Origin of the sequence: Methyloceanibacter caenitepidi (assembly GCF_000828475.1) — a bacterium.
Classification (GTDB): domain Bacteria; phylum Pseudomonadota; class Alphaproteobacteria; order Rhizobiales; family Methyloligellaceae; genus Methyloceanibacter; species Methyloceanibacter caenitepidi.
In genome coordinates, this window is record NZ_AP014648.1 from 2220915 (window position 1) to 2234536 (window position 13622).

The 13622-nt window shown below is 62.8% G+C and carries 14 protein-coding genes; 12 read left to right on the forward strand and 2 right to left on the reverse strand.

Annotated elements, in window-relative coordinates:
* Positions 1 to 23 precede the first annotated feature (23 nt).
* The 7 genes from GL4_RS10360 to GL4_RS10390 all read left to right on the forward strand — a co-directional run bounded on the left by GL4_RS10360 (position 24) and on the right by GL4_RS10390 (position 4719).
* Positions 24 to 614, forward strand: coding sequence for a GNAT family N-acetyltransferase (locus GL4_RS10360; protein WP_045367241.1), 591 nt, complete (start codon positions 24 to 26; stop codon positions 612 to 614).
* Positions 611 to 1216: a GNAT family N-acetyltransferase gene (locus GL4_RS10365; protein ID WP_045367244.1), complete on the forward strand. Its 606-nt coding sequence runs from the start codon at positions 611 to 613 to the stop codon at positions 1214 to 1216. The genes GL4_RS10360 and GL4_RS10365 overlap by 4 nt, the downstream gene beginning before the upstream one ends.
* A complete protein-coding gene (gene lpdA / locus GL4_RS10370) occupies positions 1213 to 2625 on the forward strand; it encodes a dihydrolipoyl dehydrogenase (RefSeq protein ID WP_045367247.1) in 1413 nt (470 codons plus the stop codon). Before GL4_RS10365 ends, lpdA begins: the two co-directional genes overlap by 4 nt.
* A gap of 82 nt (positions 2626 to 2707) precedes the next feature.
* The gene (locus GL4_RS10375) at positions 2708 to 2941 is read left to right on the forward strand and encodes a GlsB/YeaQ/YmgE family stress response membrane protein (RefSeq protein ID WP_045367250.1); all 234 of its coding nucleotides are present in this window, start codon (positions 2708 to 2710) and stop codon (positions 2939 to 2941) included.
* A 39-nt stretch (positions 2942 to 2980) separates the two neighbouring features.
* Complete coding sequence (locus GL4_RS10380) at positions 2981 to 3250, forward strand: GlsB/YeaQ/YmgE family stress response membrane protein (protein WP_045367253.1); 270 nt, start codon at positions 2981 to 2983, stop codon at positions 3248 to 3250.
* 21 nt (positions 3251 to 3271) lie between these two features.
* Positions 3272 to 4234 carry a lipoyl synthase gene (gene lipA / locus GL4_RS10385; RefSeq protein WP_045367255.1) on the forward strand — a complete coding sequence of 321 codons (963 nt, stop codon included), beginning with the start codon at positions 3272 to 3274 and terminating at the stop codon, positions 4232 to 4234.
* A 14-nt stretch (positions 4235 to 4248) separates the two neighbouring features.
* On the forward strand, positions 4249 to 4719 hold the full coding sequence (locus GL4_RS10390; RefSeq protein WP_045367257.1) for a type II toxin-antitoxin system RatA family toxin: 471 nt from the start codon (positions 4249 to 4251) through the stop codon (positions 4717 to 4719).
* Positions 4720 to 4727: 8 nt separating this feature from the next.
* Here the strand turns inward: GL4_RS10390 and GL4_RS10395 are convergent, their stop codons facing one another.
* Both GL4_RS10395 and GL4_RS10400 read right to left on the reverse strand, forming a co-directional pair.
* Positions 4728 to 5228, reverse strand: coding sequence for a CinA family protein (locus GL4_RS10395; protein ID WP_052464371.1), 501 nt, complete (start codon positions 5226 to 5228; stop codon positions 4728 to 4730).
* Positions 5225 to 6400 carry a bifunctional 2-C-methyl-D-erythritol 4-phosphate cytidylyltransferase/2-C-methyl-D-erythritol 2,4-cyclodiphosphate synthase gene (locus GL4_RS10400; RefSeq protein WP_197539037.1) on the reverse strand — a complete coding sequence of 392 codons (1176 nt, stop codon included), beginning with the start codon at positions 6398 to 6400 and terminating at the stop codon, positions 5225 to 5227. The genes GL4_RS10395 and GL4_RS10400 overlap by 4 nt, the downstream gene beginning before the upstream one ends.
* A 273-nt stretch (positions 6401 to 6673) precedes the next feature.
* On the opposite strand from GL4_RS10400, the gene GL4_RS10405 reads away from it, so the two are divergent.
* The 5 genes from GL4_RS10405 (at position 6674) to hfq (ending at position 13611) form a co-directional block, all read left to right on the forward strand.
* Positions 6674 to 7774, forward strand: coding sequence for a two-component system sensor histidine kinase NtrB (locus GL4_RS10405; protein ID WP_342016311.1), 1101 nt, complete (start codon positions 6674 to 6676; stop codon positions 7772 to 7774).
* 15 nt (positions 7775 to 7789) lie between these two features.
* The gene (gene ntrC, locus GL4_RS10410) at positions 7790 to 9235 is read left to right on the forward strand and encodes a nitrogen regulation protein NR(I) (protein ID WP_045367261.1); all 1446 of its coding nucleotides are present in this window, start codon (positions 7790 to 7792) and stop codon (positions 9233 to 9235) included.
* Positions 9236 to 9429: 194 nt separating this feature from the next.
* Positions 9430 to 11790, forward strand: a complete 2361-nt coding sequence (locus GL4_RS10415) for a sensor histidine kinase NtrY-like (protein WP_244462603.1) — start codon at positions 9430 to 9432, stop codon at positions 11788 to 11790.
* The gene (ntrX, locus tag GL4_RS10420) at positions 11780 to 13177 is read left to right on the forward strand and encodes a nitrogen assimilation response regulator NtrX (protein WP_045367262.1); all 1398 of its coding nucleotides are present in this window, start codon (positions 11780 to 11782) and stop codon (positions 13175 to 13177) included. Before GL4_RS10415 ends, ntrX begins: the two co-directional genes overlap by 11 nt.
* Before the next feature lie 179 nt (positions 13178 to 13356).
* Complete coding sequence (gene hfq, locus GL4_RS10425; protein ID WP_045367265.1) at positions 13357 to 13611, forward strand: RNA chaperone Hfq; 255 nt, start codon at positions 13357 to 13359, stop codon at positions 13609 to 13611.
* Positions 13612 to 13622 lie beyond the last annotated feature (11 nt).

Sequence of the window (13622 nt, forward strand, 5' to 3'; positions counted from 1 at the left end):
GGGGGAGACCGTCTGACATAGCCATGGCGCTCGAACCCACATTCCGCCCGGCGACGCTTGCCGATGCCGCCGACTTGGCCGTGCTCGCGGACATCGCGGCGAATGGTCTCGCGAACAGGATCTGGCTGGAACAGGCCGGGCCTGGGCAGTCGGCGCTCGAAGTGGGGCGCCAATCGGTGCGACGGCCCGAGGAAGTGGTTTCCTATAGCAATGCGACCATTGCCATGGTGGGTACGGAAATCGCCGGCTGCCTGATCGGTGGGCTGCCCGAGGATCTGTACGACGTATCTCTTCCTGACGAGAAGCCAGACTATTTTCGCCCCGTCGCGCAGCTCGCGATTCAAGCGCCAGGCACATGGTACATCGACGTCATTGCCAGCTACGCTGAGTTCCGGGGATATGGTCTCGGGTCGAAGCTTCTGGCGGTTGCGGCCTCGAAGGCCACGGAGACCCACACACGCGGCAATAGTCTCGTCGTCGGCAGCTGGAACACAGGTGCCCAACGCCTCTATGCGCGCTGCGGTTTTAAACAAATGGCACGGGAGCCGGCAATCTTGCCGGAGTCGTATCCGCAATCTGGAGACTGGATTCTTATGCAAAGGCCGCTGACGTGACCAAGACGCCGACATTCCGCCCGGCGACACTCGCGGATGCAGCCGCCTTGGCCGTGCTCGTCGATATCGCGGGCGAGGGCGGACCGAACCGGCTGTGGCTCGATATGGCCGGCCCGGGGCAATCGGCGCTCGAGGTCGGACGCGAACGCGCGCGCCGGGAAGAGGGAGGCTTCTCGTATCGTCACGCGACCGTAGCCGAGATCGGCGAAGAGATTGTCGCCTGCCTCATCGGCTACCGGCTGGACGACCCGTACGATCTTTCGGACGTCGACGAATTGCCCGCCATGTTTCAACCGCTTGTGCGTCTCGAAGCCCAAGCGCCCGGCACGTGGTATGTGAACGTGCTGGCGACGTTTCCGGAGCACCGCGGCCAAGGCCTTGGGCTAGAGCTTCTCGAAATCGCAAACGGCCGAGCGCATGAAAGTGGCGCCTCGGCCGCAAGCATCATCGTGGGAAGCTGGAACGAGAGGGCAAGCCGGCTCTACCGGCGCGCCGGATACGAGCAGATCGCAAGTGAACGTGCCGTGCTTCCGCCGGACCTGCCGCAATCGGGAGACTGGATTTTGATGACACGGCCATTGACGAGCGGGGCGACCGCATGACGTCCGCCACGGAGTTCGACCTCGTCGTCATCGGCGGCGGACCCGGCGGCTATGTGGCGGCAATCCGCGCCGCGCAACTTGGCATGCGCACGGCCCTGATCGAGCGCGAGCATCTCGGCGGCATTTGCCTCAACTGGGGCTGTATTCCCACCAAGGCGTTGCTGCGCACCTCGGAGCTCTACAGGCAAATCAAGGAGGCCGAGGCATTCGGCCTGCTCGTAGACGGTGTCGGCTTCGATTTCGAGCGGCTCATTCAAAGAAGCCGCGCAGTGGCCGACAAACTGTCCAGCGGCGTCGCCTTCTTGATGAAGAAGAACAAGATCACGGTATTTGACGCGAGCGCCAGGCTCGAAGGTCCCGGCCGCGTCGCCCTCACAGCAAAAGACGGCGCCATCCTGCCGTCGGTCACGGCGAAACACATCGTCATCGCGACCGGCGCGCGGGCGCGCAGCCTTCCCGGCCTGGAGCCGGATGGGGTCCGCATTTGGACCTACAAGGAAGCCATGGTGCCGCCGAGCCTGCCGAAGTCGCTGCTCGTCATCGGCTCGGGCGCGATCGGCATCGAGTTCGCCAGCTTCTATCGGGCGCTCGGAGTCGAGGTCACGGTTGTGGAAGTCCAGGATCGAATTCTGCCGGTGGAAGACGAAGAGATATCCAAGCTCGCCCATAAGGCGTTCACGAAACAAGGCATCACCATCCACTCGGGCGCGACGGTCGAACAACTCCACCATGATGACGCCGACGGCGTCTCGGCACGGCTGCGCACCGCCGACGACAACACCACCGAAATCGCCCTGGAGCGCGCCATCATGGCGGTCGGGATCACCGGCAATGTCGAAGGCCTCGGCCTCGAGCAGCACGGCGTGACGGTCGAAAGGGGGCACATCGTCATCGACGAATGGTGCCGCACGAATGCGCCCGGCATCTATGCCATCGGAGACGTGGTCGGTCCGCCCTGGCTCGCCCACAAGGCCATGCATGAAGGCGTCCTCTGTGTGGAGAAAATCGCCGGCATAGTGGGCGTTCATCCGCTCGACCCGCGCAACGTGCCGGGCTGCACCTATTGCACGCCCCAGATCGCGAGCCTCGGGCTGACCGAGACCGCTGCCCGCGAGGCGGGCTACGAGCTCAAAGTCGGCCGCTATCCATATTCCGCCAACGGGAAGGCCATTGCGCTGGGTGAGACCGATGGCCTCGTCAAGACAATCTTCGACGCCAAGACCGGCGCTCTGCTCGGCGCGCACATGATTGGCGCCGAAGTCACGGAACTGATTCAGGGATTCGCGATCGGCAAGACACTCGAAACGACTGAAGCCGAACTCATGGCGACGATCTTTCCTCATCCGACATTATCGGAGATGATGCATGAGTCGGTTCTGGATGCGTTTGGACGTGCCTTACATATTTGAACGCGCCTATTCGATAGCGCCGAACAGACGCACGGCATGGTGGCGCAGCACCGATAGCCAGACCAACGGCAGGAGATTCGAAATGTCGCTCATCATCTTCCTTGTGGTCGGCCTGATCGCCGGCGTTCTCGCCTCGTATCTGATGGGGCGTAAAAACGATCTTCTCACCAATCTGTTGATCGGCGTCGTGGGCGCCGTCGTGGGTGGCCTGCTGGGCGGCGTCGTCGGCATCACCGCCTCGAACCTCCTTGGCCAAGTCATCATCGCGACCGCAGGCGCCGTTCTGTGTATTTGGCTTTGGCAGCGGATGCGCTAGGCTCGCGCCAGCGGCCTTACAGCAGAAGGGGAGGCAGGAATGGAAGCGCACGGTTTGTTCTCGATGCCAGGTGTCGGCTTTCTCGGCTTGATAATCATCGGCATCCTCGCCGGTTACATCGCCGAGAAGATCACGGCATCCGACCACGGCTTGTTCACGAATTTCCTGGTCGGTATCGCCGGTTCGTTTCTCGGCGGCACGCTGGCGCGGGTTATCGGCGTCGAGTTCTACGGCTGGCTCGGCAATCTGATCGTCGCCTCGATCGGCGCCGTCATCGTCATCTGGCTTTGGCGTAAGATCAATCCGTAGCCCATACCTTCAAGATTGCGCATGGTTACACTGCTGAACACGGTTGACACTCCGAGCAAGCGCCCACGCCATCCCGAAAAGGCGCGGCTTCCCGATACGCCCGTGATGCGCAAACCCGCTTGGATCCGCGTGAAGGCGCCGGGAAATAATACGTTCGACGGCACGCGCGAGACGTTGCGGCGGCACGGTCTCCATACGGTCTGCGAAGAGGCCGCTTGCCCCAATATCGGCGAATGCTGGTCGAAGCGGCATGCCACCGTGATGATCATGGGCGATGTGTGTACGCGTGCCTGCGCCTTCTGCAATGTCGCCACGGGCAAGCCGGCGCATCTGGATCCGGATGAGCCGGAGCGCACGGCGGGCGCCATTGCCGAGCTCGGCCTGACCCATGTGGTCGTCACGTCCGTAGATAGGGACGACCTTGCCGATGGCGGCGCGGCCCATTTCGCGCGCACCATCACCGCGATACGAGAAGCGGCGCCGGAAACCACGATCGAGGTTTTGACGCCGGACTTCATGCGCAAGGAGGGTGCCCTCGAGATCGTCCTGGACGCGCGTCCCGACGTCTTCAACCACAACATCGAGACGGTGCCGTCGCTTTATCGGCGCATCCGTCCGGGTGCCGACTTTTCTCATTCCACGTGGTTGCTCAAAGAGGCAAAGCGTCTCGACCCGGCCGTCTTCACAAAATCAGGCATCATGGTTGGCCTCGGCGAAACCGACGACGAGGTCGAGAGCGTCATGGACGATCTACGCTCCGCGGACGTGGATTTCCTCACGATCGGCCAGTACTTGCAGCCGACGCGGAAGCACGCCGCCGTCGACCGTTTCGTCACGCCCGAGCGGTTTGCTGACTACAAACGAATCGCCGAGGCCAAGGGCTTCCTTCTTGTCGCATCGACACCGCTGACGCGCTCGTCCTATCACGCGGCAGAAGACTTCGAGCAACTGAAAGCGGCGCGGCTTGCGAGCCTCCACAGCTAGTTTAAAAGCCCGGCATGCAAACTTACGAAACCCGACACCGCGTCGCCCACGGGGCTGACGAGATGTATGCGCTGGTCGCGAATGTGGAGGACTATCCGAAGTTCCTGCCGCTCTGCGAAGAGCTCACCATCGCGCGCCGCGAGACCGTCGGTGGCAAAGAGGTTCTCACCGCCCTGATGGAGGTCGGATACAAACTCATCCGCGAACGGTTCACCAGCCGGGTCACGCTCGACCCAGCGGCGCGGTCGATCCTCGTCGAGTATGTCGACGGGCCTTTCGAGCATCTGGAAAATCGCTGGGTGTTCGAACCGCTAGGCGCAGGCGCATCGGAGATCGACTTCTACATCGCTTACCGGTTCCGCTCACGCATATTCGAGAGGCTGGTCGGCAGCTTATTCGACAAGGCGGTCCGCAAATACACGGACGCTTTCGAAGCGCGCGCGGACCAGATCTATGGCGTGAAGGGCCGGGTGCTCACAAGCTAGAAGCGACGCTAGGCGAGGGCGCGCAACATGAGGAGCGCGCGTTCCACGCTCAGGCGCCGAACTTCGTCGCGGCCAACGTCGCCAAACTCAACACGCTGATGCTGTGTCGGCACGTCCCGGCGTTCCGCCGCGAAGTGCACCAATCCGACCGGTTTGTCGGCCGTCCCGCCGCCGGGCCCGGCGATGCCGGTAATGGCCACGGCCATGGTCGCGTTGCTGTGGGCCAATGCGCCGCCTACCATGGCGCGCGCGACCTCCTCGCTCACCGCGCCATGTTTCTCGATCAGCCAGAAGGGGACATTCAGCATTTCAGACTTGGCCGTGTTGGAGTAAGTGACGAACCCGCGGTCGAACACGTCCGACGATCCCGGAACGGATGTGAGGGCGGCCGACACCAGCCCGCCGGTGCACGATTCCGCCGTTGCGATCAGATCACCACGTTCACGCGCGACCTCGAGCACCTCAGCGGCCAGCGCCGTCAACGCCTCGTGTGACGGGGCCTCGCTCACGGCAGCATCACCGTTGCCGTGGCCATGGCAGCGATACCTTCCTCGCGGCCAATGAAACCGAGCTGCTCGTTCGTGGTGGCCTTCACGCTGACTTGGCCGAGGCTGAGACCGAGAATGTCCGCAATCGCGCCGCGCATGGCATCGCGATGCGGCCCGATCTTCGGCGTCTCGCAGATCAGCGTCACATCGGCATGCACGATCGTGCCGCCAAGTGCCGCGATCCGCTCGCCCGCGTCCTTCAGGAACATATCCGAACTGGCGCCGCGCCATCGTGCATCCGTGGGCGGGAAGTGCGCGCCGATGTCCCCATCGGCGATCGTGCCGAGCAGGGCGTCGGTCAGCGCATGCAGACCCACATCGGCATCGCTGTGACCGAGCAGCGTCCGCGTGTGGGGAATGACCACACCGCAGAGCGTGACGGCATCGCCGGGTCCCAGCCTGTGCACGTCATACCCCGACCCGACGCGCATGGTGCCGGCGGGAGCGCTCTGGCGCATCAGTTGATCGGCGATCATCAAGTCCTCCGCCGTGGTCAGCTTCCGATTGTGTTCCGAGCCTTCGACGATCGCCACGTTGATCCCGAACCACTCGGCCACGGAAGTATCGTCCGTGAACTCGAGTGTCGAATCCCGGGCGGCCGCCCGGTGTGCCGTTAGGATCGCCTCGAAGTTGAAACCCTGCGGTGTCTGCGCGCGGAGCAGTCCCTCGCGCGGCACGGTGCCGGCCACACGCCCGGAGTCCTCGCGTTTCAGCGTGTCGGTCACGGGCAGACAGGGCAGGGCGCCGGGCGACGCCTCCAGCGCATCGATCACGCGCGAGACCAACGCTTCGTCGGCGAAGGGCCGCGCGGCGTCGTGGATCAGAACCTTCGCCGGCGCCTTGTCAGCGAGCGCTTCCAGCCCAAGACGGACACTGTCCTGACGACGCGCGCCGCCCAGAACGGCAGGCAGGATGTCAGATGCAAACGAGGCGGTGGCCGCGTCATACAACGCCACATCGTCTGGGTGAATGACGACGAGGATGTCTTGTACACCCGGATGGGCGGCGAAAACCGATAAGGTGCGGGCCAGCATCGGCGCGCCGCCGATTTCGCAGTATTGCTTCGGCTGCGATGCGTCAGTGGAGGCCCGCGCGCCCCGCCCGGCAGCCACGATCAACGCTGCGACAGTCACCAAATACCTCCCCAAGCAGTGCAACAAGAGTACCCATATCGGGCCCTAAGTTGCTGATTCGCAACGTTGTTGCACTGCGGCATATCGATTATTGCCCCAAATGAAAAACACACGTATGTTGCCCAATAATAGTTCATGACTCATCCGTGCTTATATTTTATGCACGGCTCATTGGGCCACCGGAAGGCGGCGGCGAGGATATAGGCTTTGACGCTCTCTACCAAAACGCCAAGGGCGGTCCATGACATAAAGGGCCCTGCGTGCGAAGCGCTTGTGGAAGCCCTTCCGCATCCACTTCTGGTCATCGGCAAGGGACTTGCCATCGACTATGTGAACTCGGCGGCCGAGGACTTCTTCCAGATGAGCGCCAGCGTGCTGTGCCGACACAGCCTGCTGGACGTCGTCGCCTTCGGATGCCCTCTCATCGCGCTCGTGGAGCAAGTTCAACGCAATGGAACAACCGTCAACGAATACGGTGTCGAGCTGAGCTCATTCCGTTTCGAATCCACGAAGCTCGTCGACCTGTATGGCGGACCGGTAGCGGTCGGCGACGGCTCGGTGATGGTGATGATCCAGCAGCGCAGCATGGCGCAAATGATCGAACGCCAGCTGACCCATCGCGGAGCCGCGCGGTCCGTCTCCGGTCTTGCCGCGGTTCTGGCACACGAGATCAAAAATCCGCTCTCGGGTATCCGCGGCGCGGCGCAGCTTCTCGAGGGCGACTGCGACGAGTCCGACCGCACGCTGACCCAGTTGATCTGCTCGGAGTCGGACCGCATCTGCAAACTGGTCGACCGGATGGAAATATTCGGGGACGAACGCCCGCTGCAGCGCGAGCCGGTGAACATCCATGACGTGCTCGACCATGTGAAGCAGGTGGCCTCGACGGGATTCGCCAGCAACATCAAGATCGTCGAGAATTACGATCCGTCTTTGCCGCCGGTTCCCGGCAGCCGCGACAAGCTCGTGCAGGTGTTCCTGAACCTCGTCAAGAATGCCGCGGAGGCGATCGGCGACTCCCGCAAGGACGGTCAGATCACGTTGTCGACGGCCTTCCGCCCGGGCGTGAGGCTGTCCGTACCCGGAAGCCAGGCCCGCGTGAGCCTACCGCTGGAAATCGCCGTCGAGGACAACGGCAGCGGCGTTCCCGCCGACCTGATCCAACACCTGTTCGATCCATTCGTGTCCACCAAACCATCCGGGACAGGCCTGGGCCTTGCCCTGGTTGCGAAAATCATCGGGGACCACGGCGGCATCATCGAGTGCGATTCACGGCCGCGCTACACGGTGTTCCGTGCACTGATGCCGATGGCGAGCCGCGACGGGACAACGCGGACCGCGGAAACAACCGAACAAGACGAAGCACACATCTAAGAGACAGACCGAAGTATGGGAAAAGGCAATATCCTGATCGCCGACGACGACGCGGCAATCCGAACGGTTCTGAACCAGGCACTTGCCCGCGCCGGCTACGCGCCGCGCGCGACCGGGAACGCCGCGACGCTGTGGCGTTGGGTTAGCCAAGGCGACGGGGATCTCATCATCACCGACGTGGTGATGCCGGACGAAAGCGCGTTCGATTTGATTCCGCGCATCAAGAAGCTGCGGCCGGACCTGCCGATCGTCGTGATGAGCGCCCAGAACACGTTCATGACCGCCGTCACCGCGGCAGAGCGGGGGGCGTACGAATATCTGCCCAAGCCCTTCGATCTGAATGAGCTCGTTTCGGTTGTCAGCCGTGCGCTCGCGGAACCCCGCAAGAAGGTACAGCCGCTCACCGCCGAGTCCTCGGACGGCATGCCGCTGATCGGGCGCTGCCCCGCGATGCAGGACATCTACCGCGTCCTGGCGCGGCTGACGCAGACCGATCTCACCGTGATGATCACCGGCGAGTCAGGCACCGGCAAGGAGTTGGTCTCCCGCGCGCTGCACGAATACGGCAAGCGGCGAAACGGTCCGTTCGTGGCGATCAACATGGCGGCCATCCCCAGAGAACTCATCGAGTCCGAGTTGTTCGGACATGAGAAGGGGGCCTTTACCGGAGCCCAGACCCGGCATGTGGGCCGCTTCGAACAGGCCGAAGGCGGCACGCTCTTCCTGGACGAGATCGGCGACATGCCGATGGAGGCACAAACGCGCCTCCTGCGCGTGCTGCAGGAAGGCGAGTACACGACAGTGGGCGGACGAACGCCCATCCGTACCAATGTCCGGATCATCGCCGCGACGAACCGCGATCTGCAGCAGCAGATCGATCAAGGCCTGTTCCGCGAGGATCTATACTACCGGCTCAACGTGGTCCCGCTGCGCCTGCCGCCCTTGCGCGAACGGCTCGAGGACATTCCCGACCTCGTGCGTCATTTCCTTGCAATCGCCGAAAAGGAGGGACTCCCGCCAAAGAGCTTCGAAGCCGGCGCTATTGAGCGCCTCAAGCGACACACCTGGCCGGGCAATGTGCGCGAACTCGAGAACCTGGTCCGCAGGCTGTCGGCCATCTACACCCAAGACATCGTGACCGTCGACATGGTGGAAAGCGAGTTCGCCCCAACCTCTCGTCCGGCCTCCTTCAGCGATGCGCCCGAAGCCACGGCGGATTTGTCCGAAGCGGTGGAGCGCTACCTCAGCGACTATTTCATGAGCTTCGGCCAGGACCTTCCGCCGGCCGGGCTCTACACGAGAATCCTGCGGAAAGTGGAATCGCCGCTGATCACGGCGGCGCTGGCCGCAACGCGCGGCAATCAGATTCGCGCCGCCGACCTGCTCGGCGTGAATCGCAATACGCTGCGGAAAAAGATCCGCGACCTCGGGATCAAAGTCATCCGGACTCCCGCAGCGTAACCCTAGCCAGGCCGACTCCCGCACCCCATATGTCGGCGGTGCATGTCTTCCGGGGTGCCTCCAGTCATGCGCCGCCTGCCTGTCGCCAAAGCGCCACATTGTGATCTTAATGCATCATACCTGTGGTCAATATGCCGCACGGATGACAATCGGCCCGAACCGAACCAGGGACTTGGGAGGGAGAGCAGCACACCTTGCGCGACCCCGAACCAGATAAAAAAATAACCAAGGCAGGCAGCAAGTTAGTTGCTCCACCAAAAGTCGCGCATGAGCGCGATCCCGAGGGGCAGACCACAGTTCCGGCCAAGCGCCGCCGGCTTCAATTCACACTCGGCCTGATCATTATGGTGCTGTCCCTCTGCGCGGGACTGGCCACCTATTTGGTTCTGACGGGCCTTACGCCGATCGTGCCGACGCAGCAGGTGGTCGTGACCACTTTGCTCATCAACGCGGTGCTGGTCGTCGCCATGCTGGGGTTGATTGCCTGGCAAGTGACGGGCCTATGGCTCGCCAGGCGGCGACACGAGGCAGGCGCGCAGCTCCACGTTCGGATTGTCAGCCTGTTCAGCGTCATCGCGGTCGTACCGGCCATCGCGCTTGCGATTTTCGCCAGCGTGTCGCTCGATCGCGGCCTCGATCACTGGTTCTCGAGCCGCACGAAGTCGATCATCCAGAATTCGATCGACGTGGCCACGGCCTATCTCCAGGAGCACGGTCAGGTCATCCGCGCCGACACGGTCGGCATGGCCAAGGACATCGACGAGGCGGTGGAACTCGTGCGGGCGCGGCCGCAGGGTTTCGGGAGCTTCTTGCGCGCTCAGGCCGGCATCCGCGCGATCCCCGCAGCGTATCTGATCGATAGCGAAGGCAAGATGCTCGCGACAGCCGCGTCCATGCCGAACATCCCGTATCGCGCGCCGCCGCCAGAAGCGATGGATCTTGCCAAGAAGGGGCAGGTGATCGTGATCGCGCCCGGCAAGACCAGCCTGGTCGGCGCGATCAAGAGCCTCGACAATTTCGACGACACCTATCTCTACGTTATCCGCCCGGTGAACGCGCGCGTGCTCCAGCAGCTGCGCGCGACGCGCGCCAATGTCGCCGAGTATCAATTGCTCGAGCAACGGCGCACCGGCGTGCAGGTCGCCTTCGGCCTCATGTATGTGACCATCGCGCTGACTCTGCTGTTGTCGGCGATCTGGATCGGTATGTGGTTCGCCAACCGCCTCGTTGCGCCGATCGGCCAACTGATGGGCGCGGCAGAAGAGATCAGCCATGGAAATCTCGGTGTGAAGGTCAGAGTCAACCCGGCCGACGGCGATCTCGCCGTGCTCGGCTCGACGTTCAACACCATGGCCTCCGAACTCAAGACCCAGCGCGATGAACTGGTTGGCGCCAACGCGACGCTCGACGAGCACAACCGCTTCATGTCCGCCGTGCTTTCCGGCGTGACCGCCGGCGTTGTCGGCGTCGATGCGGATGGCACCGTCAACCTCGTGAACCCTTCGGCGGAGGAGCTGCTTGGGCTCAAGGGCGCGGATCTCGTCGGAACGCAGCTCGCCGACGCCGTGCCCGAATTCGGACCGCAGCTGAAGCGGGCCCGCAAGCCTGGGAGGCGGCCGGGAACCGACCAAGTCACGCTTCGCCGGCGCGGGTCGGAACGCAATTTCGCCGTCCGCGTGACGAGCGAAGGGGACGGGCAGGGCTATGTCGTCACCTTCGACGACATCACGGAGCTCGTCATTGCGCAGCGCTCTACGGCGTGGGCCGACGTCGCGCGCCGCATCGCGCACGAGATCAAGAACCCGCTCACGCCGATCCAGCTATCCGCCGAACGCATTCGCCGGAAATACGGAAAGGTCATTACCGAGGACCGCGAAATCTTCGAACAGTGCACGGATACGATCGTGCGCCAGGTGTCGGACATCGGGCGGATGGTGGATGAGTTCTCCGCCTTTGCGCGCATGCCGAAGCCCGTGATGGAACTGCATGACGTACGCGAGATCGTGCGCGAGGCCGTCTTCCTGTTCCAGGTGAGCCGGCCGGATATCGATTTCACGCTCGAACTCCCGGACAAACCAGTCATGACTATGTCCGACCAACGCTTACTCACCCAGGCCGTGACCAACCTGGTTAAGAACGCGAGCGAGGGCATCGACACGGCGGTCGAAAACGATCCCGAACGCGCGGGCACCGGCGAGATTACGGCGAGGGTGGCCGCCAAGGGCGACCGCGTTCACATCACCATCATCGACAATGGTTGCGGCCTGCCCAAAGAGGACCGCGACCGTCTGATCGAGCCTTACATGACGACCCGTGTCAAAGGCACGGGACTTGGATTGGCCATCGTGCAGCGCATTACCGAGCAGCACGGCGGCAAATTGCGGCTGGCTGACGCTCCAAAGCGCGGCGGCAAAGTGGAGGGGGCATCGGTGCAGATCGATCTGCCGATCGTGACGCGTGAGGATATGGACAAGGACGTTGCCGTCGGTTCCGTATCCGAGCCCAAGACGAGTGAAGCGTCTGCCGAAGAAGAGGAAGTAACTCATGGCGTCTGACATCCTGATCGTCGACGACGAGGCCGATATCAGGGAGCTCATTTCCGGCATCCTTGAGGACGAGGGTCACGGCACACGGCTCGCAAAGGACAGCGACGAAACGCTGCAAGCCATTGAAGAACGGCGGCCTTCGCTCGTCATTCTCGACATCTGGCTCCAAGGCTCGCGGCTCGACGGACTCGATCTTCTGGAGGAGATCAAGAAGGCTCATCCGGACCTGCCCGTAATCATCATAAGCGGCCACGGCAATATCGAGACGGCCGTGTCGGCCATCCAGCGGGGCGCCTACGATTACATCGAAAAGCCTTTCAAGGCCGACCGGCTGGTGCTCATCACCGCGCGCGCGCTCGAGACATCGAAGCTCAAGCGCGAGAACAGGGAGTTGCGGGAACGCAGTTCCTATTCCTCGGAAATGATCGGCAAGTCGGCCGCCATCGGCCAGCTGCATCAGGCTATCGAGAAGGTCGCCCCCACGAACAGCCGCGTACTGATTAGCGGCCCCTCCGGATGCGGCAAGGAACTTGCCGCGCGGGTGATGCACGCCAAGTCGCACCGGGCCGACGGGCCTTTCGTCGTCCTTAACGCGGCGGCAATGGTGCCGGAGCGGATGGAACTCGAACTCTTCGGAACCGAGGAGGGGACCGGCTCGGGACCCCGGAAGGTCGGCGCGCTCGAGGAGGCCCATGGCGGGACGCTCTACATCGACGAAGTCGCCGACATGCCGCTGGAGACCCAAGCCAAGATCCTGCGGGTGCTGGTCGAACAGCGCTTCCAGCGTCTCGGCGGCGGCCCCAAGGTCCATGTGGACGTGCGCGTCGTCTCCTCGACCAGCCACGACCTCCAGAAGGAGATTTCCGCGGGGCGCCTGCGCGAGGACCTCTACCACCGCCTCAACGTCGTGCCGATCCGTATCCCAGGACTCTCCGAGCGCCGTGAGGACGTGCCGGACCTCGTGCGCTATTTTGTGCAGACCATTTCCGTTGCCTCAGGCTTGCCGCCGCGCCGGATCGGCGAGGACGCCATGGCCGTTCTTCAGTCCCACGAATGGCCGGGCAATGTCCGTCAGCTCCGCAACAACGTGGAGCGCCTTATGATCCTCGTGGGAGGCGACGCCGACACGATTGTCACGGCCGACATGCTTCCCGACGAGATCGTCTCGCCGGTGCCGCTGACGCCCAACGGGGCGGGCGGGGAGCACCTGATGTCGCTGCCGCTGCGCGATGCCCGCGAGATCTTCGAGCGGGAATACCTCCTCGCCCAGGTCAACCGCTTCGGCGGAAACATCTCCCGTACGGCCGAATTCGTTGGCATGGAACGCTCCGCGCTCCACCGGAAACTTCGCGCATTAGGTGTCAATTCGAATGAAAGAAACGCCGCAATGCGTTAGCATAGCTTAGTGACTCGCTTTGTGAGGGAGGCACGCACGCAGAATACGTCCAAAGTCGAATGTCTTACGGACGCACATTATGGTTGCATCTCAACATGGCCGCATAGGGCCACGAGCCGGTTCGTCTCAAGCCGGCATCATTTTTGAGACCTAGCGTGAACCAAAGGGACAATAAGCCCATGCCGACAGAGCGCACGCAAAGCTTGCAAGACACTTTTCTCAATCACGTTCGTAAAGCCAAGATCCCGCTCACGATTTTCCTTGTGAACGGCGTCAAGCTTCAAGGCGTCGTGACATGGTTCGACAATTTTTGCGTTCTACTGCGCCGGGACGGACACTCGCAGCTCGTCTACAAGCATGCAATCTCGACAATCATGCCCGGCCAGCCTATTCAGCTTGCTGACATCACCGATGCGGAAGGTACCGCGGAGTAATTGCGTCCAAC

Bases quoted from the DNA above. Each gene is read 5' to 3' on its own strand.
- ntrC (WP_045367261.1), top strand. From the start codon at position 7,790: ATGGGAAAAGGCAATATCCTGATCGCCGACGACGACGCGGCAATCCGA.
- lpdA (WP_045367247.1), top strand. From the start codon at position 1,213: ATGACGTCCGCCACGGAGTTCGACCTCGTCGTCATCGGCGGCGGACCC.
- lipA (WP_045367255.1), top strand. From the start codon at position 3,272: ATGGTTACACTGCTGAACACGGTTGACACTCCGAGCAAGCGCCCACGC.
- hfq (WP_045367265.1), top strand. From the start codon at position 13,357: ATGCCGACAGAGCGCACGCAAAGCTTGCAAGACACTTTTCTCAATCAC.
- GL4_RS10380 (WP_045367253.1), top strand. From the start codon at position 2,981: ATGGAAGCGCACGGTTTGTTCTCGATGCCAGGTGTCGGCTTTCTCGGC.
- ntrX (WP_045367262.1), top strand. From the start codon at position 11,780: ATGGCGTCTGACATCCTGATCGTCGACGACGAGGCCGATATCAGGGAG.
- GL4_RS10375 (WP_045367250.1), top strand. From the start codon at position 2,708: ATGTCGCTCATCATCTTCCTTGTGGTCGGCCTGATCGCCGGCGTTCTC.
- GL4_RS10360 (WP_045367241.1), top strand. From the start codon at position 24: ATGGCGCTCGAACCCACATTCCGCCCGGCGACGCTTGCCGATGCCGCC.
- GL4_RS10390 (WP_045367257.1), top strand. From the start codon at position 4,249: ATGCAAACTTACGAAACCCGACACCGCGTCGCCCACGGGGCTGACGAG.